23 protein-coding genes are annotated in these 22030 nt (G+C 69.1%); 8 read left to right on the forward strand and 15 right to left on the reverse strand.

Going from position 1 to position 22030, the window contains the following annotated elements; all coding sequences use genetic code 11:
* The first annotated feature begins 29 nt into the window (after positions 1 to 29).
* The 3 genes from BLT64_RS02145 to BLT64_RS02155 are packed head-to-tail and all read left to right on the forward strand — an operon-like array spanning position 30 to position 4074.
* Positions 30 to 671 carry a glutathione S-transferase family protein gene (locus BLT64_RS02145; RefSeq protein ID WP_011749144.1) on the forward strand — a complete coding sequence of 214 codons (642 nt, stop codon included), beginning with the start codon at positions 30 to 32 and terminating at the stop codon, positions 669 to 671.
* Positions 668 to 1879 (forward strand): acetyl-CoA C-acetyltransferase, encoded by a 1212-nt coding sequence (locus tag BLT64_RS02150; RefSeq protein WP_011749145.1) that lies wholly within the window; start codon positions 668 to 670, stop codon positions 1877 to 1879. Before BLT64_RS02145 ends, BLT64_RS02150 begins: the two co-directional genes overlap by 4 nt.
* An 11-nt stretch (positions 1880 to 1890) precedes the next feature.
* Positions 1891 to 4074, forward strand: a complete 2184-nt coding sequence (locus BLT64_RS02155; RefSeq protein ID WP_011749146.1) for a 3-hydroxyacyl-CoA dehydrogenase NAD-binding domain-containing protein — start codon at positions 1891 to 1893, stop codon at positions 4072 to 4074.
* Between the two features lie 139 nt (positions 4075 to 4213).
* On the opposite strand, the gene BLT64_RS02160 is transcribed toward BLT64_RS02155, so the two are convergent.
* Positions 4214 to 5221 carry an adenosine kinase gene (locus tag BLT64_RS02160; protein WP_011749147.1) on the reverse strand — a complete coding sequence of 336 codons (1008 nt, stop codon included), beginning with the start codon at positions 5219 to 5221 and terminating at the stop codon, positions 4214 to 4216.
* Positions 5218 to 5886, reverse strand: coding sequence for an endonuclease III (gene nth, locus BLT64_RS02165; protein ID WP_011749148.1), 669 nt, complete (start codon positions 5884 to 5886; stop codon positions 5218 to 5220). Before nth ends, BLT64_RS02160 begins: the two co-directional genes overlap by 4 nt.
* 100 nt (positions 5887 to 5986) lie before the next feature.
* Between nth and BLT64_RS02170 the strand changes: the two genes are divergently transcribed.
* Complete coding sequence (locus BLT64_RS02170) at positions 5987 to 6583, forward strand: methylated-DNA--[protein]-cysteine S-methyltransferase (RefSeq protein WP_011749149.1); 597 nt, start codon at positions 5987 to 5989, stop codon at positions 6581 to 6583.
* Positions 6584 to 6744: 161 nt separating this feature from the next.
* Positions 6745 to 7392 (forward strand): YiaD family glycine zipper/OmpA-like lipoprotein, encoded by a 648-nt coding sequence (locus BLT64_RS02175; protein ID WP_011749150.1) that lies wholly within the window; start codon positions 6745 to 6747, stop codon positions 7390 to 7392.
* A 169-nt stretch (positions 7393 to 7561) separates the two neighbouring features.
* Here the strand turns inward: BLT64_RS02175 and BLT64_RS02180 are convergent, their stop codons facing one another.
* From BLT64_RS02180 to BLT64_RS02200, 5 genes are all read right to left on the reverse strand, one after another.
* Positions 7562 to 8116, reverse strand: coding sequence for a F0F1 ATP synthase subunit B (locus tag BLT64_RS02180; protein WP_011749151.1), 555 nt, complete (start codon positions 8114 to 8116; stop codon positions 7562 to 7564).
* Positions 8113 to 8760, reverse strand: coding sequence for a F0F1 ATP synthase subunit B' (locus BLT64_RS02185; protein WP_011749152.1), 648 nt, complete (start codon positions 8758 to 8760; stop codon positions 8113 to 8115). The genes BLT64_RS02180 and BLT64_RS02185 overlap by 4 nt, the downstream gene beginning before the upstream one ends.
* Before the next feature lie 79 nt (positions 8761 to 8839).
* Positions 8840 to 9073, reverse strand: a complete 234-nt coding sequence (locus BLT64_RS02190) for a F0F1 ATP synthase subunit C (RefSeq protein WP_010394077.1) — start codon at positions 9071 to 9073, stop codon at positions 8840 to 8842.
* Positions 9074 to 9132: 59 nt separating this feature from the next.
* Positions 9133 to 9879 carry a F0F1 ATP synthase subunit A gene (locus tag BLT64_RS02195; RefSeq protein ID WP_011749153.1) on the reverse strand — a complete coding sequence of 249 codons (747 nt, stop codon included), beginning with the start codon at positions 9877 to 9879 and terminating at the stop codon, positions 9133 to 9135.
* A gap of 2 nt (positions 9880 to 9881) precedes the next feature.
* Positions 9882 to 10223 carry an AtpZ/AtpI family protein gene (locus BLT64_RS02200; protein WP_011749154.1) on the reverse strand — a complete coding sequence of 114 codons (342 nt, stop codon included), beginning with the start codon at positions 10221 to 10223 and terminating at the stop codon, positions 9882 to 9884.
* A 186-nt stretch (positions 10224 to 10409) separates the two neighbouring features.
* On the opposite strand from BLT64_RS02200, the gene BLT64_RS02205 reads away from it, so the two are divergent.
* Positions 10410 to 10766, forward strand: a complete 357-nt coding sequence (locus BLT64_RS02205; protein ID WP_011749155.1) for an ArsR/SmtB family transcription factor — start codon at positions 10410 to 10412, stop codon at positions 10764 to 10766.
* A gap of 65 nt (positions 10767 to 10831) precedes the next feature.
* On the opposite strand, the gene BLT64_RS02210 is transcribed toward BLT64_RS02205, so the two are convergent.
* Positions 10832 to 12433, reverse strand: coding sequence for a bifunctional metallophosphatase/5'-nucleotidase (locus BLT64_RS02210; protein WP_011749156.1), 1602 nt, complete (start codon positions 12431 to 12433; stop codon positions 10832 to 10834).
* A gap of 133 nt (positions 12434 to 12566) precedes the next feature.
* Here BLT64_RS02210 and BLT64_RS02215 point away from each other — a divergent pair, with 133 nt between their 5' ends.
* Both BLT64_RS02215 and BLT64_RS02220 read left to right on the forward strand, forming a co-directional pair.
* The gene (locus BLT64_RS02215; RefSeq protein ID WP_041530494.1) at positions 12567 to 12899 is read left to right on the forward strand and encodes a DUF952 domain-containing protein; all 333 of its coding nucleotides are present in this window, start codon (positions 12567 to 12569) and stop codon (positions 12897 to 12899) included.
* A complete protein-coding gene (locus BLT64_RS02220; protein WP_011749158.1) occupies positions 12896 to 13954 on the forward strand; it encodes a quinone-dependent dihydroorotate dehydrogenase in 1059 nt (352 codons plus the stop codon). Before BLT64_RS02215 ends, BLT64_RS02220 begins: the two co-directional genes overlap by 4 nt.
* On the opposite strand, the gene cysE is transcribed toward BLT64_RS02220, so the two are convergent.
* From cysE to BLT64_RS02255, 7 genes are all read right to left on the reverse strand, one after another.
* Positions 13951 to 14790 carry a serine O-acetyltransferase gene (gene cysE / locus BLT64_RS02225; protein ID WP_011749159.1) on the reverse strand — a complete coding sequence of 280 codons (840 nt, stop codon included), beginning with the start codon at positions 14788 to 14790 and terminating at the stop codon, positions 13951 to 13953. The genes BLT64_RS02220 and cysE overlap by 4 nt on opposite strands.
* Positions 14791 to 14854: 64 nt before the next feature.
* Positions 14855 to 15577: a DUF2793 domain-containing protein gene (locus BLT64_RS02230; RefSeq protein ID WP_011749160.1), complete on the reverse strand. Its 723-nt coding sequence runs from the start codon at positions 15575 to 15577 to the stop codon at positions 14855 to 14857.
* On the reverse strand, positions 15570 to 19460 hold the full coding sequence (locus BLT64_RS02235) for a baseplate multidomain protein megatron (RefSeq protein ID WP_011749161.1): 3891 nt from the start codon (positions 19458 to 19460) through the stop codon (positions 15570 to 15572). The genes BLT64_RS02230 and BLT64_RS02235 overlap by 8 nt, the downstream gene beginning before the upstream one ends.
* Before the next feature lie 18 nt (positions 19461 to 19478).
* A complete protein-coding gene (locus BLT64_RS02240; protein ID WP_011749162.1) occupies positions 19479 to 19904 on the reverse strand; it encodes an NlpC/P60 family protein in 426 nt (141 codons plus the stop codon).
* Positions 19901 to 20719 carry a phage/gene transfer agent baseplate hub protein gene (locus BLT64_RS02245; RefSeq protein WP_011749163.1) on the reverse strand — a complete coding sequence of 273 codons (819 nt, stop codon included), beginning with the start codon at positions 20717 to 20719 and terminating at the stop codon, positions 19901 to 19903. Before BLT64_RS02245 ends, BLT64_RS02240 begins: the two co-directional genes overlap by 4 nt.
* Entirely contained in the window at positions 20716 to 21348 is a 633-nt protein-coding gene (locus BLT64_RS02250) for a DUF2460 domain-containing protein (RefSeq protein WP_041530318.1), read from the reverse strand. Before BLT64_RS02250 ends, BLT64_RS02245 begins: the two co-directional genes overlap by 4 nt.
* Before the next feature lies 1 nt (position 21349).
* A complete protein-coding gene (locus BLT64_RS02255) occupies positions 21350 to 22021 on the reverse strand; it encodes an RcGTA-type gene transfer agent tail tape measure protein (protein WP_011749165.1) in 672 nt (223 codons plus the stop codon).
* Between the last annotated feature and the right edge of the window lie 9 nt (positions 22022 to 22030).

Raw genomic sequence — 22030 nt, forward strand, 5'->3', positions numbered from 1 at the left:
GCGCTGCCGGCGCAGAAAGGGAAAGCCACATGACAGCCCAGCTTCATTGCTTCGGAGAATCCGGCCATTCCTACAAGGTGGCGCTGATGATGCAGCTGACCGGCCATCCCTGGCAGCCGGTCTTCGTGGATTTCTTCGGCGGCGCCACCCGCGGCGCCGAGTATCGCCAGCTCAACGAGATGGGCGAGGCGCCGGTCTTCGTCGAGGACGGCCTGACCCTGACCCAGTCCGGCGTGATCCTGCTGCATCTGGCCGAACAGACCGGGCGCTTCATGGATGGCGACCAGGGCGAGATCCTGCGCTGGCTGTTCTGGGACAACCACAAGGGCTCGTCGCAATTCGGCGCGTTGCGTTTCCTGATGAACTTCCTGCCGCCCGAGAAACGCCCCGCCGAGGTCATCGCCTGGCTGCAGGGGCGGTGCAAGGCGGCGCTGAAGACGCTGGATGGGCACCTGGCGGCCCGCGGCTGGCTGGCGGGCGACCAGGCGACCATCGCCGACCTGTCCTGCTGCAGCTATCTCTATTACCCCGAGCCCTTCGGCTTCGACCGCGCCGAATGGCCCCATATCGATGCCTGGCTGAGCCGCATTCAGGCGCTGCCCGGCTGGAAACACCCCTATGACCTGATGCCCGGCAATCCCGCGGACCGGGCCGCGAAGGAGGACGCATGACCGAAGCCTATATCTATGACGCCGCCCGCACCCCGCGCGGCAAGGGCCGCCCCGACGGCAGCCTGCACGAAGTCACCTCGGTTGCGCTTTCGGCCCGGCTGCTGAACGCCGTCAAGGAGCGCAACGGGCTCACAGGCCATGCCGTCGAGGACGTGATCTGGGGCAATGTCACCCAGGTCAAGGAACAGGGCGGCTGCCTCGCCCGCTCGGCAGTGCTGGAATCCGACCTGGACGAAAGCATCCCCGGCCTCGCCATCAACCGCTTCTGCGCCAGCGGCATGGAGGCGGTGAACCTGGCCGCGAACCAGGTCAGGGGCGGCGCCGGCCAGGCCTATATCGCCGGCGGCGTCGAGATGATGGGCCGCGTCGCCATGGGCAGCGACGGCGCCGCCATCGCCGTGGACCCCAGCCTGACCTTCAAGACCTATTTCGTGCCGCAGGGCATCAGCGCCGACATCATCGCCACCGAATACGGCTTTTCGCGCGAGGATGCCGACAGCCTGGCCGTCGAGAGCCAGCGCCGCGCCGCCATCGCCTGGGATGAGGACCGCTTCGCCAGGTCCATCGTGCCGGTCAGGGACCAGAACGGCCTGACCATCCTCGACCGCGACGAATACATGCGCCCCGGCACCACGCTGGAGGATCTGGCCAAGCTGAAGGCCAGCTTCAAGGAGATGGGCGAGACCATGCCCGGCTTCGACAAGGTGGCGATGCTGAAATACCCGCATCTCGGCCGCATCGAGCACATCCACCATGCCGGCAACAGCTCGGGCATCGTGGACGGCGCCGCCGCCGTGCTGATCGGCAATGCGGAATTCGGCAAGGCTTACGGGCTGAAACCCCGCGCCCGCATCCGCGCCACCGCCAAGATCGGCACCGATCCGACCATCATGCTGACCGGTCCGGTGCCGGTGACCGAAAAGATCCTGAAGGACAGCGGCATGGCGATCTCCGACATCGACCTCTTCGAGGTGAACGAGGCCTTCGCCTCGGTCGTGTTGCGCTTCATGCAGGCCTTCCAGGTCGACCCCGGCGTGGTCAACGTCAATGGCGGCGCCATCGCGCTGGGTCACCCGCTGGGCGCGACCGGCGCCATCATCATCGGCACGCTGCTCGACGAGCTGGAGCGCCAGGACAAGACCGTGGGCCTCGCCACGCTCTGCATCGCGTCCGGCATGGGCGCGGCCACCATCATCGAGCGCGTCTGAGGGAGGGGAACATGACCGATTTCACCATGCAGAAAGACGCCGACGGCGTCGCGATCGTCACCTGGGACGTGCCGGGCAAGTCGATGAACGTGCTGTCGCTGGACGGCGCCGCCGAGTTGAACGCACTGATCGACGACGCCCTGGCCGACGAGGCCGTGAAGGGCATCGTCATCACCAGCGGCAAGAAGGATTTCGCCGCCGGCATGGACCTGAACGTCATCGCCGGCATGAGGCAGGGCGGCGCGCAGGCGGTCTTCGACGGCGTGATGACGCTGCATCATCTGCTGCGCAAGATCGAGCTGGCCGGGATGGACCCCAAGACCAAGAAGGGCGGCAAGCCCATCGCGGCCGCCCTGCCCGGCACCGCACTGGGAATCGGGCTGGAACTGCCGCTGGCCACGCATCGCATCTTTGCCGCCGAGAACCCCAAGGCCAAGATCGGCCTGCCCGAGATCATGGTCGGCATCTTTCCCGGCGCCGGCGGCACCACCCGCCTGGTGCGCAAGCTGGGCGCCATGGGCGCCGCCCCCTTCCTGCTGGAGGGCAAGCTCAGCGACCCGGCCAGGGCCAAGAGCGCCGGCCTGATCGACGAGGTGGTGGCCGATCCGGTCGCCGCGGCCCGCGAATGGGTGTTGAAGGCCGCCGATGCCGACCTGGTCAAGCCTTGGGACGCCAAGGGCTACAAGATGCCGGGCGGCGAGCCCTATCACCCGGCCGGCTTCATGACCTTCGTCGGCGCCAGCGCCATGGTGCATGGCAAGACGCTGGGCGTCTATCCGGCGGCGAAGGCGCTGCTGAGCGCCGTCTATGAAGGTGCCATGGTGCCCTTCGACACGGCGCTGAAGATCGAAGCGCGCTGGTTCACCCATGTGCTGATGAACCCCTCCTCGACCGCGATGATCCGCAGCCTCTTCATCAACAAGGAGGCGCTGGAGAAGGGCGCGAACCGTCCCGAGGCTCCCGATCAGAGCGTGAGGAAGGTCGGCATCCTCGGCGCCGGCATGATGGGCGCCGGCATCGCGTATGTCTCGGCCATGGCCGGGATCAAGGTGGTGCTGATCGATTCGACGCAAGAAGCGGCCGAGCGCGGCAAGTCCTACTCCACCGGCCTGCTGGACAAGGCGATCAGTCGCCGCAAATCCACCGAGGAGAAGAAGGCCGAGGTGCTTTCCCGCATCACCGCGACGACCGATTACGCCGCACTGGCCGGCTGCGACCTGATCGTGGAAGCCGTGTTCGAGGATCCGAAGGTCAAGGCCGAGGTCACGAAACGGGCCGAGGCGGTGATCCCGCAGGACGCGATCTTCGCCACCAACACCTCGACCCTGCCGATCAGCGAACTGGCCAAGGCCAGCGCCCGCCCCGACCAGTTCATCGGCATCCACTTCTTCAGCCCCGTGGACAAGATGCTGTTGGTCGAAATCATCAAGGGCCGCGAGACCGGCCCGCGCGCGGTGGCCAAGGCGCTCGACTTCGTGCGCCAGATCCGCAAGACGCCCATCGTGGTCAACGACGCACGCTTCTTCTACGCCAACCGCTGCATCATCCCCTATATCAACGAAGGCATCCGCATGGTGGCCGAAGGGGTCAGCCCCACGCTGATCGAAAACGCCGCCAAGATGATGGGCATGCCGCTGGGACCGCTGCAACTGGTGGACGAGACCTCGATCGACCTCGGCGTCAAGATCGCCAAGGCCACCAAGGCGGCGATGGGCGACGCCTACCCGGACGGCGCAGTGGATGCGGTGATCTTCAAGCTTGCCGACCAGGGCCGGCTCGGCCGCAAGACCAAGGCCGGCTTCTACGACTATGACGATGCCGGCAAGCGCCAGGGCTTCTGGTCCGGCCTCGCATCCGAATGGCCCGAGGCCGACACCCAGCCCGACCTGACCGAGATCCAGCACCGGCTGATGTTCGCGCAATCGCTGGAAGCGGTCCGGGCGCTGGAAGAAGGCGTGCTCGAGGACATCCGCGAAGGCGATGTCGGCGCCATCCTCGGCTGGGGCTTCGCGCCCTGGTCCGGCGGCCCCTTCGGCTGGCTCGACATGCTGGGCGCCCCCCGCGCCGCCGGAATCGCCGACAGCCTGGCGGAAAAATTCGGCCCCCGCTTCGCCGCGCCGCAACTCCTCAGGGACATGGCTGCGAAAGGCGAAAGCTTCTACGGCCGCTTCGGCGCCGGCAAACAGGCCGCCTGAAAACGACCAGGGGGCAAGGCCACTCCGCCCTGCCCCTCACCGTTTCCCAAATACTCAAGAAAGACGAAGCGCCGAGGGCCCGTCCCTTCGGCGCTTCTCTGTTCCCCAAATACTCAAGGGACCGCGCGCCAGGGCGCGATCAGACCAGCCCCTCGGCCCGGAACGCCGCGCGCAGGTCGCTCTCGGGCCGGGCGCCGACATGGCTGATCACCTCGGCTGCCGCGATGCAGCCCATGCGCCCCGCCGCCGCCAGATCGGCGCCGATGGCCAGCCCATAGATCAGCCCGGCAGCGAACTGGTCGCCCGCCCCGGTCGCGTCCACCGGCACCACGCGATGCACCGGCGCCGTCACCCGCTCGTCCCCGCGGATCAGGATCGCATCCTCGCCCGAGCGGGTGCAGATCACCGTACCGCAATCGGCGCTGGCCAGCCGCAGGGCCTCTTCCAGATCCTCGACCTGATAAAGCGACTGCCATTCATGGATATTGCCGATGACGTAATCCATCGGCCCGGCCACCAGCCGCCGGAAATCCGCCCGGTGGCGGTCGACGCAGAACGGGTCGGACAGCGCGATCCCCGCCTGGCCGCCCGCCTTGTGACAGGCATCGGCCGCCTTGAGGAACGCCGCCTTGCCGGCATCCTTGTCGAACAGATAACCCTCCAGGAACAGCCAGTCCGCACCGCTGAAGGTCGCGGGGTTCACGTCCTCGGCCCCCAGCTCGGCCGAAATGCCCAGATAGGTGTTCATCGACCGCTCGCCATCCGGGGTCACGAAGATGATCGAACGCGAGGTCGGCAGCACCTCGCCCGCCACCGGCGGATTGACGAAGACCGTTCCCTGCTGCTCGGTCTGCTCGGCATAGCTCAGCCCCAGCGGATCGCCCGCCACGCGGCCGATGAAGGCGGTGCGCAGCCCCAGCATCCCCAGCCCCGCCAGCGTGTTCGCCACCGAACCGCCCGGCACCAGCCGCGCCTTGGCCGCATCCGCATCGGCCGATTGCGCCGCCATCAGGAATTCCGAGCGTTCGCGGTCGATCAGCTGCATGATCCCCTTTTCGATGCGCAGCCGGTCCAGGCTCGCATCCGAGGTCGGCGCGATCACGTCCATGACGGCATTGCCGATCCCGATCACATAGGGGGTGGTCATTCGGTCTTCTCCTCATAAGGGCAGAGATCTTCGATGGGGCAGATCCGGCAGCGCGGCCGCCGGGCCTGGCAGATATAGCGGCCGTGCAGGATCAGCCAGTGATGGGCGTTCTGCTGGAACGGCACCGGGACGTTGTCCTCGATGGCGCGCTCGACCTCCTCGACGTCGCGGCCCGGAGCGATGCGGGTGCGGTTGCCGACGCGAAAGATATGCGTGTCCACCGCCTGCGCCGGAAAGTCGAACACGCTGTTCAGCACCACATTCGCGGTCTTGCGCCCGACACCGGGCAGGGTCATCAGCGCGGCGCGCGATTGCGGCACCTCGCCGCCATATTCCTCGACCAGCCGGCGCGACAGCGCGATGACGTTCTTTGCCTTCTGGCGGTACAGCCCGATGGTCTTGATCTGCTCGGTCAGCGCCTCGACGCCCAGCTCCAGCATCTCTTGCGGCGTGCTCACGCGCTGGAACAGCGATTTCGTCGCCTTGTTCACGCCGACATCGGTCGCCTGCGCCGACAGCGCCACCGCCACCAGCAGGGTAAAGGCGTTGGTGTATTCCAGCTCGGTCACCGGATGCGGATTGGCTTCGCGGAAACGCGAAAAGATCGCGACCTGGGTCGCATAGGGCAAGGCGGGCGGAAGACGGGAAAAGGTGCTGCGTGCCATGGGCTCCAGATGCCCTGCCCCGCTGCCATGCGCAAGCTTTCGTGCATGGATTTGGCCGGCCGCTGCGCTACTCTGCCACGGCAACAGTCGCGAGGCCGGGATGACACAGACGTTCTTTACCTTTGCCCAGCCCCAACCCGGGCTGCGGGTCTCGATCACCACGCAGCCGGCGCAGGATCTGGGCGCGGTGCTTTGTCGCGGCAGGTTTGCCACGCCGCTCGGCACGGTGGTCGCCATGGGTGCGGGCGGGGCGCTCTGGGGCCTGGGCTTCGCCGGCGCGATGTCCGAGGACCAGGTCGAGGCCGATCTGGCCGCGCGCTGGCCCCGCGCCCGCCTGGTCGAGGCGTCCGAGGCGCTGGCCCCCTCCATCCAGGCATTGCTGGCCGGTGAGGGCGTCATCACGGTTCACCTGACCGGCACCGAGTTCCAGTTGCAGGTCTGGCGTGCCCTGGTCACGGTGCCGCCGGGCCAGGTCATCAGCTATGCCACGCTGGCCGAACGCATCGGGCGCCCGAACGCCCTGCGCGCGGTGGGCACCGCGGTCGGGCAGAACCCGGTCTCGTGGGCGATCCCCTGCCATCGCGTAACCCGCACCGGCGGACGCATCGGCGGCTATCATTGGGGCGAGGCCGTGAAGCGCGCCTTGCTGGTGCGCGAAGGCGCCAGCATCGCGCCCCGCACCATCGCCGCTTTGTGAGCCGCCCCGGGGCGATTTCCCGTCTATTCCTGTGGAGTTGGCCCGGAACCCATGCCAATGTGACCGCGTTTGGGCATCAGCCGCCGGCCCCGGAAGCAAGCAGGCCGGCCGCGTCGCAAGGACAGGCGGCGTAGGATCGCCCTGAAAAGAAAGGTAAAAGAATGAAGACCCGTATTTCGCTGCTTCTCGCCTCTGCCGGCTTGATCGCCATCAGCGCCTGCACGCCGGCCGATCCCTACGGCCAGCCCCAGCAGACCAGCCGCACCCAGCAGGGCGCCATCGCCGGCGCGGTCGTCGGCGGCCTGATCGGCGCAGGCGAAAGCCGCTCGAATGCCGTCAAGGGCGCGATCATCGGCGCGACGGCGGGCGCCGTCGGCGGCTCGATCCTCGACCAGCAGCAGCGTTCGTTGCAGCAGTCGCTGAACAACCCCAACATCCAGATCGTGAACCACGGCACCCATCTGTCGGTCGTCATGCCGGAATCCACGCTGTTCGCCACCGATTCGGCCGCCGTGGGCGCTCAGGGGCAAAACGACCTCTACACCATCGCGCGCAACCTCACCCAGTATCCCAACAGCCGCATCCAGATCGTCGGCCATACCGACAGCACCGGCTCGGCCGCCTATAACCAGGACCTGTCCGAACGCCGCGCGCGCTCGGTCGCCGGCATCCTGACCGCCGGCGGCGTGGCGCAATCGCGCGTCACCACCCTGGGCCGCGGCGCCACCCAGCCGGTCGCCTCGAACGACACGGCCGCGGGCCGCGCCCAGAACCGCCGCGTGGAAATCCTGATTACCCCGACCCGCTGATCGCGGCAGGACATGCAGGACGCGGGGGCCGGCAGCCGAAAGGTTGCCGGCCCTTTCCGTTTCCGCCTTGGTCGGACGAATAAGGAAAACCCCCGAAGCGTCTCCGCCCCGGGGGTCCAGTCACTGTCCCATGAGGATGCTCACGGCACCCTTCTCATTCAAGCCCGCGTCAGTTCAGCCGCTGGGCCACTTCGTCGATGGCCTTGTCGATACCGGCGCTGCGCTCGGCCGGGCTGGCCTGCTTGCCCAGGATCTCGGTCGCGGCGGCGATCGCGGTCTGGATGGCGCGGTCGCGCACCGCGCGCACCGCCTCGGCCTCGGCACCGGCGATCTGCTCCTCGGCGGCCTTCAGGCGCCGCTCGATCGACAGTTGCAGCGCCTTCTTGGCCTTCTCGGCTTCCGCGACCGCCTCGCGCTTGGCATTGGCGACGATGTCGTCGGCCTGCGACTTCACCTCGCGCTGGCGGCGCTCATAGCTCGCATAGATCTCCTGCGCTTCCTCGCGCAGGCGGCGGGCCTCGGCCAGATCGTTGCGGATGCCCTCGGCCCGCTTGTCCAGCAGGCCGCCGACGATCTGCGGCACGCGGAAATAGACCAGGATGCCGACGAACAGCAGGAAGGCCAGCGTGACGATGAAGTCGGTATTGCGCAGCGAGAAGAACGGACCTGAAGCCGCGAGCGCCGGGCTCGCCACCAGGGCAAAGAGAACGCTCAGACGTTTCATTGCAGCGCCCCCTTCAGTCGCTGATCGACCGCCGCATCGACCAGGGATTGGTCGAGCTTGCCGCCGAAATTCTCGACCAGCGCGGCGGTCACATCGCGGGCGACGCTGCGCGCATCCTCGACGGCCGAGGCGCGGATCTCGCCGATGCGCGTCTCGGATTCGGCCGCACGGGCGGCGATTTCCGCATCGGCATGGGCGATGGCGGCGTCGAGCTCCTTCTGGATCTCGGCCTTGTTGGCTGCCACGATCTTGCCGGCTTCGGCGCGGGCGTCGGCCAGCGCCTTGTCATAGGCGGCCTCGGCTTCCTTGGCCTTCTGCTTGAATTCCTCGGCAGCCATCAGGTCGCCGGTGATGGCGCCCTGGCGATCCGAGATGACGCCGCCGATGCGCGGCAGCGCGATCCGCGACAGAACCCAGTAGATCACCGCCAGGATGACCAGCAGCCAGAAGATCTGGTTGCCGAAGGTGGTGAAATCCAGCTGCGGCATGCCGGGGGCGCTTGCCCCATGGGCTGCATCCGCCGCGCCGGCCACGGCATGGGCCGCATCGGCGCCATGACCCGCCGCTTCGGCGGATTCGGTGATGATCACCGTTTCAGATTCTTCGACCACGACGGGCGCGGTCTGTTGCAACAGGCTGAACATATCCTACCCCATGCCGGTCGTTTCACAATCGGGTGGGCGCCCGGACAGCCCCCACCCAACCGCAAGGATGGCAAAAGGATCAGACTGCGAACAGCAGCAGCAGCGCGACCAGGAACGAGAAGATGCCCAGGGCTTCCGCGAAGGCCATGCCGATGAACAGCGTGGCGGTCTGCGAGGCAGCGGCCGACGGGTTGCGCAGGGCGCCCGCCAGGTAGTTGCCGGCGACGTTGCCCACACCCATGGCGGCGCCCGCCATGCCGACGCAAGCCAGACCGGCGCCGAGATACTGTCCCAGTTGACCCAGATTTTCCATGTTCATGCTCCTTGAGGCTTTTGGAAAGGGTTTTCGTTTTCAGACCTTGCGAACCGGGCTCAGTGCGCCGGATGCAGCGCGTCCTTCAGATAGACGCAGGTCAGGATGGTGAAGACATAGGCCTGGATGAGGCACACCAGCACCTCCAGCCCATACATGGCAGTGATGGCGACGACCGAGACCGGCGCGATGGCGGCAACGGCGGCGAAGGCGGCAAAGACCTTGATCACCGCGTGGCCGGCCATGATGTTGCCCGCAAGTCGGATGGAGTGGCTGACCGGACGCACGAAATACGAGATCAGCTCAATCACCGCCAGGACCGGGCGCAGCGCCAGGGGCGCCGAACTGACCCAGAACAGGCCCAGGAAATGCGCGCCGTTCTTGACGAAGCCCAGCACGGTGACGCCGGCAAAGACCAGCACCGCCAGCACGGCCGTCACGGCGATATGCGAGGTCGGCGAAAAGCTTTTCGGCAGCAGGCCAAGGAAGTTCGCGAACAGGATGAAGCAGAACAGCGTCATCACGTAGGGAAAGTATTTCAGCCCGTCCTTGCCGGTCACGTCCTCGACCATCTTGTGGACCATGCCGTAAAGAAGTTCAGCGATGGACTGGACCCGGTTCGGCACGATGGCCCGGCCGCGGGTGCCAAAGACCAGAAGCGCGGTGATCGCCAGCGCGGCCAGCGCCATCCACAGCGTCGCGTTGGTCGGCGTGTACCAGTTCACCGGCCCTTCGCCAAACAGCGGCTTGATGACGAACTGGTCCATCGGATGGAAAACCAGACCACCTGCTTCTTCTTCTGCCATCGTCATTCACCCTTGTCGTCGCCGGGACGCCCCGGTGCCTTGCCTATCTCATTCGCGGTCCGCATCATGGTCCTGATGCCGGCCGCCAGGCCCAGCAGCACAAAGACCACCATGAAGACCGGCCGCAGGCCGGTCAGATAATCCAGCCCGAACCCGATCCCGAAACCGAGGGCCAGTCCCGCCACCAGTTCGGTCACCATGCGCCAGGCCATGTTGGCCTGACTGAAATGCTCTTCCCCGCGCGAAGGCGGCTTCTCGCCCGCCTTTTCGCCCAACCGGGCCTCCAGCGCACGCAGCCGCTCCGCATCCCGGGCCCGCGTAGCGTCATGGTCGTCCTCGGCCACGGCTCACACCCCCGTTATCGGTTGGCGCGGTGATAGGGACTCGCGCCACCCGAGTCAAGCAAGGGGAACGAAATTGCAATCCATTGAAAAACAATGATTCCCTGAAAGCCGCGTCCCGTTGGAAACCCGGCCTTGCGGTCCGGCGGGCATCCGTCCCATATTCAACCGGCAAGTTAAGCAAAGCCGATGCCCGCACAGCAACCCAGCCTGGACGCCATTTTCTCCGCCCTCGCCGATCCGACGCGGCGAGCGATCCTTGGCATGCTGCTCGAGGACGACATGGCGGTGACGGATGTGGCAGCACCGTTCGAGATGAGCCTGGCGGCGATCTCCAAGCACCTCGCCGTGCTGGCGGCCGCCGGGCTGATCCGGCAAGAGCGGCGCGGCCGCATCATCTGGTGCAAGCTGGAGCCGGACGGGCTGCGCAACGCTTCGGTCTGGATGCAGGGCTTCGGCCAGTTCGAGCCGGTGGATCTGGACGATTTCGAACGCTTCCTGCGCGAAGCCCTGCCGCTGGCGGATGGCGACGACGCCCAGCCGTGAATTCGCGCAACGCGGCGCCGAAACGCGAAAAGGGCCGGGCATGTGCCCGGCCCCTTGCGTTCCTGTCATTTCACGGTGATGCGGCCATCCAGCTTCGGCGTGAAATCCGGCCCCTGCCTGGCCAGATGTTCGGCCAGCACATCCGCCAGGTCCGGGCCGAAATCATAGGCGTTCATCGCATGCTCGGCAAAGACCTTGTAGCCGTCCCCGCCGGCGCGCATGTAGTTCTGCGACACCACGCCATAGACCGCCTCGCGGTCGATCGGCACCCATTCCGAACCGTCGCGCACCTGCACGTCGCTGATCCGGCTGCCGGCGGGCGCCGAGGGGTCCAGCGTGTATTTCAGCCCGGCGACCTGGGCAAAGCGCCCGGCGCCCTCCTCGATCTGGCTTGCACCGTTTTCCAGCGCCTCGACCACATCCGCGCCCTTCAGCTGGAACGTCGACAGCGTGTTCTGGAAGGGCAGCACCGACAGCACGTCGCCCATCGTCACCACTCCCGCCGGGATCGAGGCGCGCAAGCCCCCGCCGTTCTGGATCGCGATGGTGATGCCCTGGTCCTTGACGCGCGCCAGCATGGCGTCGGCCACCAGGCTGCCCATCTCGCATTCCTGTGCCCGGCACGTTTCCCGGCTGCCGTCGATGGGCGCCGCGATCTCGGCCACGCGCTTCTGCTTGAGCTGCTCGATGGGCGCGGCCATCTCCTTGACCCGCGCGGCCAGCTTCTCGTCCGGCACGACCGAGCCGTCCAGCAGGATCGGCTGCCCCTCGGCCTTGACCAGCTTGCCCTCGTCGTCCCAGGTCAGCACCAGATGGCCCAGGTATTTGCCATAGGCATAGGCGGTCGCCACCGGCACTTCGGCGCCATCCGCGCCCTTGACCATGGTCGGATAGGGTCCGGCAGCGCCCTCGACCTGGCCCAGCAGCGTGTGGCTGTGGCCGCCGATGACCGCGTCGATCCCGGCGACCTCGGCCGCGAATTCCTGGTCGCGCTTGAAACCGGAATGGGTCAGGGCGATGATCTTGTCCACGCCCTGGTCGGTCAGTTCCTGGACATCGGCCTTCAGGCTGTCCATGTCGTCCATGAAGATGACCTTGTCGCCGGGCGCGGCGGTCTCGGGCGTGTCCATCGCCAGGGCCGAGACGATCCCCACCTTCTCGCCGCCGACATCCAGCACCAGCACGTCGCCGACCTTATCCTTCAGTTCGGGCGATTGCGACAGGTCCAGGTTGCCCGAGACGACAGGAAACGTGACGCCCTCGACCAGGATTTGCAGCCCCTGCGGCCCGTCGTCGAACTCGTGGTTGCCCACCGCCATGGCGTCGAAGCCGATGGCGTTCATGAACTCGACCGTGTCCTTGCCCTTGTAGGTCGTATAGAACAGGCTGCCCTGGTATTGGTCGCCCGCATCCAGCACGATGACGTTCTGGCCGTCGGCCTTCAGCCCGTCGCGCAACTCGCGGATCTTCGTCGCCAGACGCGCCACGCCGCCGAAGCATTCGCCCTTCGCCTCGGTCTCGGCGTCGCAGGTGCTGTCAAAGGCGTTGATCGGCTCGATCCGGCTGTGGAAATCGTTGATATGCAGCACATGCAGCGTGTAGTCCGCCTGCGCCGCGCCCGAAGACAGCGCGACGATTGCCGCCGAAACCATGAGCCAGCGTTTCATCTCGATCCCCCTCACCCTCGAATGTCTGGATGAGGCGCAGATTGCGGGATGCCGGCCGCGGCGTCAATTGACGAAGCCGTAGGATGGCGCGATGCCGCTTGACGGACCGCATCCCGCAACGCATGAACCCGCCATGCTGGTTTACAAGATCTTCCGCGCCGCCGAGTTCCAGGCGTTCCAACGGCAAGGCCGCAGCGCCGGGGCGCCGGTGGACCTGGCGGACGGCTATGTCCACCTCTCGACAGCCGCGCAGCTGCCCGGCACGCTCGCGCGCCATTTCGCGGCCGAGGACGGGCTGCACCTGTTGGCGCTGGACGGCGACGCCCTGCCCGAGCTGCGCTGGGAACCCTCGCGCGGCGGCGATCTCTTTCCGCATCTCTACCGCGAATTGCGCATGGACGACGTGCTCTGGAGCCGCGCCCTGCCCCTCGGCCCCGGCGGCCACGACATCGGAGACATCGCATGACCCCCATCGAGCGGCTGGGCCTTGCCGCATTGCATCGCCTCGACCCCGAGCGCGCGCATGATCTCTCGATCCTCGCCCTGCGGCATGGCCTCGTGCCCCTGCCCGGCCGGCCCGTCACCTCCGACCGGCTGCGCATCCGCATCTCGGGGCTCGACCTGCCGAACCCTGTCGGCCTTGCCGCCGGCTACGACAAGAACGCCCGCGCCCTGCCCGCATTGATGCGCGCCGGCTTCGGCTTCGTCGAGATCGGCGCCGCCACCCCGCGCCCGCAGCCGGGCAACCCAAGGCCGCGCCTGTTCCGCCTGACCCCGGACCGCGCCATCATCAACCGCTTCGGCTTCAACAACGAGGGCGCGCAGGCCATCGCCGACCGCCTCGCGCAGCGTCCCGCCGGCATCCCGGTCGGGCTGAACATCGGCGCGAACAAGGACAGCGCCGACCGCAGCGCCGATTTCGCGCAGGTCGTGCGCATCGCCGGCGCCCATGCCGATTTCCTGACCGTCAACGTCTCCTCGCCGAATACCGAGAAGCTGCGCGACCTTCAGGGACCCGAGGCATTGTCGGCCCTTCTGCAAGGCGTGCTGGCCGCGCGCGACGCGCTGCCGAACCGCCCGCCCGTGTTCATCAAGATCGCCCCCGACCTCGACGACACCGCACTCGCCGACATCGCCGCCGTGGCGCTGGCCGCCCCGGTCGATGCGATCATCGCCACCAACACCACGCTGTCCCGCGACGGCCTCGCCTCGCCGCACGCCAACGAGGCCGGCGGCCTTTCCGGCGCGCCGCTTTTCGACCGCGCCACCCGCATCCTCGCCCGGCTCTACCGCGAGACCGGGGGGCGTGTGCCGCTGATCGGCGTCGGCGGCATCGGCTCGGCCGAGCAGGCCTGGCAAAAGCTGCGCGCCGGCGCCTCGGCCGTCCAGATCTACTCCGCGCTGGTCTACCAGGGCTTCTCGCTCGCCGCGCAGATCGCCCGCGACCTCGACGAACGGCTCGCGCGCGAAAACGTCACGCTGGCGGAGCTGACCGGCAGCGGCAACGCGGACTGGCTCTAGAACAGGTCCTCGTGACCCAGAAGCTGGTTCATGGTGTTCGAGGGATCCGAGCAGCCGGCATCGCCCACGATCCGCGCCGGCACCCCGGCCACGGTCTTGCAGGGCGGCACCTCGGCCAGCACGACCGAGCCGGCGGCGATGCGCGAATGGTGCCCCACGCGGATATTGCCCAGCACCTTGGCGCCGGCGCCGATCATCACGCCGTTGCCGATCTTGGGATGGCGGTCGCCATCCTCCTTGCCGGTGCCGCCCAGCGTCACCGAATGCAGCATCGACACGTCGTTGCCCACCACCGCCGTCTCGCCGATGACGATGGAATGGGCATGGTCGATCATCACGCCCGTGCCGATCTTCGCCGCCGGATGGATGTCCACGCCGAACACTTCCGAGCAGCGCATCTGCACGAAATAGGCCATGTCGCGGCGGCCCTGCTGCCACAGCCAATGCCCGATGCGATAGGCTTGCAGCGCCTGGTAGCCCTTGAAGAACAGGATCGGCTGCATCAGCCGATGCGTCGCCGGATCGCGCTCATAGACCGCCAGCAGGTCGGCCTGCGCCGCCGCCGACAGTTCCGGCGCGCGGGCAAAGGCGTCGTCGGCGATCTCGCGCAGGATCTGCTCGCTCATCTCGCGCGAGGCCAGCTTCAGCGAAAAGCGATAGGCCAAGGCCGCCTCGAAGGTGGCATGATGCAGCAGCCCGGCATGGATCAGCGCGCCCAGCAGCGGCTCGTCGCGCACGGCGACCCGCGCCTCGCGCTGGATGCGCCCCCAGACCGAATCGCGCGGGGCGTCCCGAGCGTCGGAAAGCGGCTCGATCATGTCTTTCTGCAGGTTCATTCAGGCGCGCCCGTCAGTTTCATCCACCGAGTCTAGCGGAAACCGGCGGGCGCGAAAAGTCCGCTCAATCCGGCAGCCGCAATTCCCACCAATGCAGCACCACCCGCACCTTGCCGCCGGCGAACTGCCCGCCCACTGCCGTCAGCCGCAGCGGCGTCGGCTCCCAGAACGCCATGGGCGGCGACAGCACGCCCCGCGCCCAGGATCCCTGGGCCTTGCCCAGCCCCTGCCCAAAGCGCGCAAGGCTGCCGGCATCGCCCACCGTGCCCAGCGACCACGACGCGGCGCTGCCGGTGATCGCCTCCTGCACCCGCGCCGCAGCCCCGATGACCAGCGCGCCGGGCGGAATGGCCATCGCCGTCTCGAACCAGGCGCCCGCGCCCAGCGTCACATCCTCCAAGAGCTGCCGCGCCAGCAACCCCGATCCGTGCTGGCCCAATGTCACCGCACCCGGCACCCATCCCGCGCCGCCATGGATCGCCACCACCCCCTGGTCGGCAACGACGGCACGCCGGCCGAAACCCGGCTGGACAAAGATCCAGCCGCCATTCGCCCCGATGGCGATCTTGCCGCCCTGCCCCTCCCAGGCGTTGACCGCGCCCTGCGGCACGCCCCAGCACAGCCCGTCCACCACCGTCTCGGGCGGGGTGATGCGGGTCAGGCTTTGCAGGACCAGATCGACCTGCCCGTCCAGGCGCATCAGCGCCTCGTTCACCGTGACATGCTTCTGCGCCTGCGCCGGCATCAGCAGCGGCAGGGCGCAATTCGCGGTCGTGTTCTCAGGCATCGATCATCCTCCTTGCAAACGGTCCCGGCCCGAACGTGTCGGAAAGCTGGGCGACCTCGACGGCAAACCCTCCGCCGGCGATGGCCTGGGACCACACACCCTCGGGCACCGCCCAGCGCGGCTCCGCGACCACGGCCTCGGCCAGCACCTGCCCGTCCCGGACCAGCCGGGCCGCGTAACGCTCCTGCGCCTCGCCCAGCGGCACGTCCGGCCCGTCCCAGCCGTCGCCCTGCACCCGCGTGCGCCTGATCCATGTGACGACCCGGCCGCTGACCGCGATATGACAGGGCGACAACGGCCGCAGCCCGGCACCGCGGAACGCCGCGGCGACATGGCGATGGCTGGCATCGTCCGGGCTGCGCGTGGCCGGCCCGATGCGCCAATGCCGCAACTGGTTGCGGGCCGAAGGCGCCAGCTCCACCTGCTGCGCCGCCCCGTCCAGCACCACCACCACGCTGCCCGCCGGCCAGACCGCCGGCATGAAGGCATCCGTCCCCGCCTGCCCGCGCAGCCGCAGCGAGATCTCCCACAGCCCGGCCGAGACCAGCCGCGCCTCGGCGAATTGCAGCAGCTCCCAGCCCTCGGCCGAACCGTCGCCGATCGCCAGCAGGTTCGCCCCGGCCATCAGCGCCTCGACCCCGGCCGAGCGCAGGTTGCCGCCCTTGACCCGCAGCCGCAGCGGCGGGCCGCGATCCCAGACCCCCGGCCGCGCCGCCGCAAGCGGGCCTTCCGTGCGCCCCATGGCCGAGGGCTCGGCCAGCGTCGTGTTCAGCGCGTATCCCCCCGCCTCCTCGGTCGAGGCCCAGACCGCCGCCGCCCCCGGCCACGGCGTCGCCGTCACCGCCAGATGCGGCGCATGCGCCACCTCGTCGCCGCGCAAAAGCGGCAGGTCCAGGAAAACCGGCCAGACCGGGATCGGCGGCACGAAGGGCCGCAACGCCGCCTCGCCCTCGACCACGCGGGCCGGGCGATAGACCCCCGGCTCGACCCGCACCGCATCCACGGTGATCGCGCCTGCCCGCTCGGTGCGGTCGATGCGCCAGCGCCTTGCCTCGACACCCGGCTCGACCAGCCGCACCACGTCCCCCGGCCCCAGATGCCCCAACGAGGGCGGCAGGGCAAAGCGCACCGCATCCCGCGCCACCGCCGCTTCCGACAGCCAGCGTTCCGCCAGCGCCCGGCCCTCGCCGCGGGTCAGCGCCATCGCCAGCTCGCTGTCCGAAACCGCCAGGAACTCCGCCCCCGGCATCGCCGTCTCGGCCGTGCGCGCCGCGTAGTCGCCGCCCGCCTCGACATGGGTCAGCCGGATGCGCCCGACCATCTCGGCATCGGCGGCGCGCGAGACCTCGACCGCATCGACCTCCTCGGCCAGCGCCATGTCACCGGGCCCCAGTTCCGCATCGACGCGCGCGCCGCGCATGACGAAGCGCAGAACGCCGTCGCGCTCGACCGCGTCGAACCCATGCGCCAGCATCAAGGGTTGCAGGGCCGCCCGCCCCGTCTCGGCCCCCGACAGCACATAGCCGCGCACCAGCCCGCGCAGTCCCTCGGCGTCAAAGGCGCGCACCCCCGCCTCGCGGCAGATCTCGGCCACCACATCGGCCAGCGGCACGGCGCCCGCCCGGCCGTTCAGCCAATGCCCGCGCTCCCATGCCGGGCCGTCCGACCACAGGTCGGTGCGCGCCGGGAAGGCCGGATAGGGCCGCGCGTCCCAGCACCAGACATGCGCGCGGCCCATGTCGATCATCCGCCCCGCCCCGGTCCTGCCGAATGCCGCGCGCGCCGGATTGTTCGCCGGGTCCGACCAGAACCCGGTCATCGCCCGCACATAGGCCGCCTGGATCCCATCGTCCCGCCGCCCGTCCGAGAAATAGGGCAGCATCGATTCCGAACTCATCGCATCCAGGAACTTGTTCGGCTGGTTCGTGCCCTTGTCCAGCGCCGCGCAGCCCATCTCGGTGAACCAGACGGGTTTCGAGCGCGGCACCCAGGCCGTCGGAAGCGCCTGCCGCACCCCGCCGATGCGGTCGTGATGCGCATTCCGCCACCAGCCCCGGATGTCCTTGTAACGCCAGACCCAATGCTCGTGATGCGCGCCGTCGCGGATCTCGGTGCGGCGCTGCGCCTGCCGGTCGGCCTCGCTGGCATAATACCAGTCGTAGCCCTCGCCCCCCGCGACATTGGCGCGCAGATAGGCCGGATCGTCGATGCGCCCCCAATGGGCGTCCAGATGCTCCTCGCCCTCGCGCCAGTCCGACAGCGGCATGTAGTTGTCGATGCCGATCAGGTCGATGTTCTCATCCGCCCACAGCGGGTCCAGATGGAAATGCACATCGCCGTTGCCGGGGTGATGGCCGAAATATTCCGACCAGTCCGCGGCATAGCCGATCCTGACCCCCTCGCCCAGGATGGCGCGCACATCCGCCGCCAGCCGCCGCAGCTGCGCGACCGCCGGGAAGGAATGGCCGGCCGCCATGATCGTCGTCAGCCCGACCATCTCGGACCCGATCAGGAAGGCGTCGATCCCGCCCGCTGCGGCGCAAAGATGCGCGTAATGCAGGATGAACCGGCGATAGGACCACTCGTCCGGCCCGTCATAGCGGATCGTCAGGCCATCGCGCGAGAAATCCGCCGCCTCGGCGGTGCCGAAGAACCGCGCCACCTCGGCCTCGGCCGCAGCGGTGCCCGACGGGCTGCCCGCCTGCCCCGGGGCGATGCTGGTGGTGATCCGTCCGCGCCAGGGCATGACCGGCTGGTCCGCCGCCCCGCTCCAGGGATCGGGCCGGCCGTTGCCCGCCAGTTGCTCCATCAGGATGAAGGGATAGAACACCGCCTTGCGCCCGCTCCCGGCGATGGCCCGCAGCGCCTCGATCACCGAGCCGTCCGCCGGCGTGCCGCCATAGATCGGCCGCCCGTCCACCCGCGCCACCTCGGCCGCGCCGTTGCGCCCGATGCCGCCCGCGCGCCAGGCCATCCCCTGCCCGTCGCGCGACAGGTCCTCGACCTTGGGCCGCACCGCGCATTCGCCGACCCGCAGGTCGTCGCCGAACCAGGACACCACCAGCGAGACCGAGCCGACATTCGGCAATTCCCGCCCCAGGATCCGCATCGAGGCCAGGAAATCGGTCGGCGCCAGCGCCGTGTTGCGATTGGCCACCTGCATCTCGCCCAGGCCCAGGTCATAGCTGACCGCCGTGGTCGCCAGCGAATACTCTCCGGTGCCGGGGATCATCGCCACCGCCTGCACCTCGCGCGACAGCCCCCGGCCGTCCCTGGCCGCCCGCGTCACCTCGAAGGACAGCTGCGGCACCCGGTTGCCCCATCTCTCCAGCGCCAGGTCCTCGAACACGACATAGGCGATGCCGCGATAGGCGGGGGCCGCATCGCCCTCCTGCGCGGCGATGGCCGGGTCGGGCAGCTGCGCCTCGTCGCCCGGATAGACCCGCATGTCCAGATCGTCGGCCGAGATCTCCTCGCCATCCGCCCAGATCCGGCCCACGCCCAGGATCGGCCCCTCGCACAGCGCCAGCGCAAAGCTCAGCCGATAGCCGATCTCGGTCACGCGCGGCCCCGAGCCCTTGCCGCCGCCATGGCTGCGCCGAGTCTCGACCAGCGGGCCGGCCCAGATCGCATGGCCCGGCACCCGCATCTGCCCCCAAAGCCGCGGGATCGGCGTGCCCTCGCCTGCGGTCTGGATGCGCATCCGGTCCACGCGCCCGGTCTCGACCGCCTTCGAGCCGCCGCCCAGCAGGCGCTGGTCGATGACGCGCCCCAGCGTCGCGCCCACGGCCCGGCCGATGACGGCGCCCGAAAGCCCCAGAACCGTGCCGCCAAAGCCCGCACCCAGCGATGCGCCCACCGCCGCCAGCAGAATCGTCGCCATTGCGCCCTCACCTTTCCCTCAAGCCGCCGGAAACCGGAACCGCCCCGCGATCCGCGCCCGCCAGGGCGTCGACAGCGGGCTTTCGACCACGCCATGCCGGTCATAGGCATGGACAAAGCTCGCCCGCTCGCCGGTTTCCGCCAATATTCCCATATGCTTGGCGATCGCGCCGGCCCGCATGCGAAAGACCAGCACATCGCCCGGCCGCTCGTCCGGCGCGGGCAGCAGCTGCCGCTCCGCACCGCCCAGCAGCAGCTCGGCCCCGCCGACCTCGCCCCAGTCCGGCGTATAGGCCGGCATCCCCTCGGGCTCGGCGCCGCAAAGCTCGCGCCAGATGCCGCGCACCAGCCCCAGGCAATCCGTCCCCGCCCCCCGGACCGAGCCCTGATGCACATAGGGCGTGCCGATCCAGGCCCGCGCCGCCTGAACGACGACCGCGCTCATCGATTCACCTTGGGCGCGATCAGCCAGTCCTCGGGCGGCAAATGTGGAAAGCCGCGAAAGTTCAGGTAGTTCAGGAACTTCATCCGGCAGGTCTCGGCCCGCTTGTCGCATCCGGCCAGCAGCCGCACCCGGTCGCCCGGGGCGGGCCGGATGCCCAGCGCGGTCCAAAGCCCGACCTCGCGCCGGCCGCCGGGCAGGGCGGCATCCGCCTTGACCATGCCCGACAGCCCCTCGGCCGCGCCCGACAGCACCACAAGCTGCCCATGCTCGAACCACCCTGCGTCATGCCCGGCCACGCCCGACAGCTCCAGCCGATCCCCCTCTTCCAGGACGACCACGCCCTCGGCCGAATAGCCGGCGCGCGTCAGGTCGAACCGGCACAGCCCGTCCCCCAGCACGGCCGCGCAGCGCGGGTGATAGACCCGCCCCTGCGCCCGGTTCAAAGGCTCGGACAGCCCGCGCAGCTCGGCCCGGAAGGCCGCGCCGCTGCGCACCACCTCGCCCAGATGACCGCGAAAGATCAGCCGCCGGTTCGCGGCATCGGACCAGTCCACCTCCCACAGCCGCACATCGGCCGCGTCCCAGCGCCCGGCCATCAGGTCGCGCTCGGTGATCGCCGCGTCCGACAGCGCGCCCACCGCCTCGCTGTTGTCCACCGACAGGCCCAGGCCCTGCACCACCGCCCGCGCGCTCAGCCCGCTGTCGGGGCGGAACGCGATGCCCTCAAAGGACAGCGCCCGGTCGTGATCGGTAAACCCCAGCACCAGCCCGTCGCACCGCCGGACCGCCCAGGCCCGCGCGATCGTCCCGCTCATAGCCGCACCTCCACCACCGGGACCTGCGGCAGGTCGCCCGCCTGGAACGAGGCGACCGAGACCGCGATCCGATCCGTGTCGAAGCGCACCGGCACGTCGAACTCGAACCCCGCCGTGACCACGGCCCCCGCCTCGGGCGGCGCGGCAAAGCGCAAGACCCCCGTCGCCATGTCCACCGCGAAATCCACCCCCGCGCGCAATTCGACATGTCCCGCGCCGGCCAGCACCGTGCCCTCGACCGGCTTCGCCACCGGCCGCCAATAGCGCGCCGGCCCCGAGGCATAGGCCTTGCGCAGCGCGAAATCCCGCCGCACCCCGTCGCCCATGCCGATCTCCTGATCCTGGAAACTCACCGCCGCGCCTGGCGCGCAGGATTTGAAATCCGCCCAGTCCTTCCAGCGAAAGCCGTGCATCTGCCCGGCCCGCGCCTCGAAAAAGGCGACCAGCGCCGCCACGTCGTCCAGCGAGCGCAGCCCCAGCCCGGCGTCGTAGCGCCGCCGCGAATGCGCCCAGGGGGTGCGCCGCTCCTCGTGGCCGTTGGTCAGCGCGACGATCTCGGTGCGCCGCTCTGGCCCCCCGACCGAGCCGAAGGACAGGTTCGCCGGGAACCTGATCTCATGAAACGCCATCTCACCCATTCCTTTCCCCGCGCGCCAGCAGCCGGCCCATCTGCGCGGCGATCTGGCTCTGGCTGCGCTGGAACCCCGCCACATCCGGGGTCGAGACGTTGAAGGTCACGTTCACCGGCCGGCCGCCGCCGGCCGCCGCCACGCCCAGCCGCCCGTCGGCACCCCGGCGCAGCGGCATGATCGCCTCGGCCCCGGCCTCGCCCATCAGCCCGGTCGCGCCGCGCATCGGGAAATAGGTGGGCTGGCTCACCACGCCGCCCCGGGCAAAGGGCATCACCCGCCCCTGCGCGAAACCGGCGCCCTGGCCAAAGGGCAGCACGGCCGAGACCATGCCGTTCACCCCCTGCGCGATGGCCCCGGCCAGCGCCTGCTCGACCGGCTTCATCGCCACGGCGAATGCGCTGTCGGCCATGCTGCGCGCGATGCCCTTCAGCGCGTCCGACAGCTTCATGCCGTCGAAGACCAGCCCCGAGAACGCCCGGCGCAGCCCGCTGCCGATGCCCTGGGTCAGCGTGCCGACCTCGCGGTTGGTATGGATCATCGAGCCGCGCAGCCGCGCCAGCTCGGCATCGAACTCGGCCGCCAGCCGCGCGCTCTGCTCCAACCCCTTGCCCAGCGCGGCCGGCCCGTCCTGATCCCCCTCCAGCCGGTCGAATCCGTCCTTGTTCGCCACGACGGCGCC

This window comes from Paracoccus denitrificans (genome assembly GCF_900100045.1).
Classification (GTDB): Bacteria; Pseudomonadota; Alphaproteobacteria; order Rhodobacterales; family Rhodobacteraceae; genus Paracoccus; species Paracoccus denitrificans.

Bases quoted from the DNA above. Each gene is read 5' to 3' on its own strand.
- BLT64_RS02230 (WP_011749160.1), bottom strand. From the start codon at position 15,577: ATGCCTGAGAACACGACCGCGAATTGCGCCCTGCCGCTGCTGATGCCG.
- BLT64_RS02215 (WP_041530494.1), top strand. From the start codon at position 12,567: ATGCTGGTTTACAAGATCTTCCGCGCCGCCGAGTTCCAGGCGTTCCAA.
- BLT64_RS02145 (WP_011749144.1), top strand. From the start codon at position 30: ATGACAGCCCAGCTTCATTGCTTCGGAGAATCCGGCCATTCCTACAAG.
- nth (WP_011749148.1), bottom strand. From the start codon at position 5,886: ATGGCACGCAGCACCTTTTCCCGTCTTCCGCCCGCCTTGCCCTATGCG.
- BLT64_RS02210 (WP_011749156.1), bottom strand. From the start codon at position 12,433: ATGAAACGCTGGCTCATGGTTTCGGCGGCAATCGTCGCGCTGTCTTCG.
- BLT64_RS02190 (WP_010394077.1), bottom strand. From the start codon at position 9,073: ATGGAAAATCTGGGTCAACTGGGACAGTATCTCGGCGCCGGTCTGGCT.
- BLT64_RS02155 (WP_011749146.1), top strand. From the start codon at position 1,891: ATGACCGATTTCACCATGCAGAAAGACGCCGACGGCGTCGCGATCGTC.
- BLT64_RS02185 (WP_011749152.1), bottom strand. From the start codon at position 8,760: ATGTTCAGCCTGTTGCAACAGACCGCGCCCGTCGTGGTCGAAGAATCT.
- BLT64_RS02205 (WP_011749155.1), top strand. From the start codon at position 10,410: ATGCCCGCACAGCAACCCAGCCTGGACGCCATTTTCTCCGCCCTCGCC.
- BLT64_RS02175 (WP_011749150.1), top strand. From the start codon at position 6,745: ATGAAGACCCGTATTTCGCTGCTTCTCGCCTCTGCCGGCTTGATCGCC.
- BLT64_RS02160 (WP_011749147.1), bottom strand. From the start codon at position 5,221: ATGACCACCCCCTATGTGATCGGGATCGGCAATGCCGTCATGGACGTG.
- BLT64_RS02245 (WP_011749163.1), bottom strand. From the start codon at position 20,719: ATGAGCGGGACGATCGCGCGGGCCTGGGCGGTCCGGCGGTGCGACGGG.
- cysE (WP_011749159.1), bottom strand. From the start codon at position 14,790: ATGAACCTGCAGAAAGACATGATCGAGCCGCTTTCCGACGCTCGGGAC.
- BLT64_RS02235 (WP_011749161.1), bottom strand. From the start codon at position 19,460: ATGGCGACGATTCTGCTGGCGGCGGTGGGCGCATCGCTGGGTGCGGGC.
- BLT64_RS02195 (WP_011749153.1), bottom strand. From the start codon at position 9,879: ATGGCAGAAGAAGAAGCAGGTGGTCTGGTTTTCCATCCGATGGACCAG.
- BLT64_RS02240 (WP_011749162.1), bottom strand. From the start codon at position 19,904: ATGAGCGCGGTCGTCGTTCAGGCGGCGCGGGCCTGGATCGGCACGCCC.
- BLT64_RS02180 (WP_011749151.1), bottom strand. From the start codon at position 8,116: ATGAAACGTCTGAGCGTTCTCTTTGCCCTGGTGGCGAGCCCGGCGCTC.
- BLT64_RS02170 (WP_011749149.1), top strand. From the start codon at position 5,987: ATGACACAGACGTTCTTTACCTTTGCCCAGCCCCAACCCGGGCTGCGG.
- BLT64_RS02250 (WP_041530318.1), bottom strand. From the start codon at position 21,348: ATGGCGTTTCATGAGATCAGGTTCCCGGCGAACCTGTCCTTCGGCTCG.
- BLT64_RS02150 (WP_011749145.1), top strand. From the start codon at position 668: ATGACCGAAGCCTATATCTATGACGCCGCCCGCACCCCGCGCGGCAAG.
- BLT64_RS02220 (WP_011749158.1), top strand. From the start codon at position 12,896: ATGACCCCCATCGAGCGGCTGGGCCTTGCCGCATTGCATCGCCTCGAC.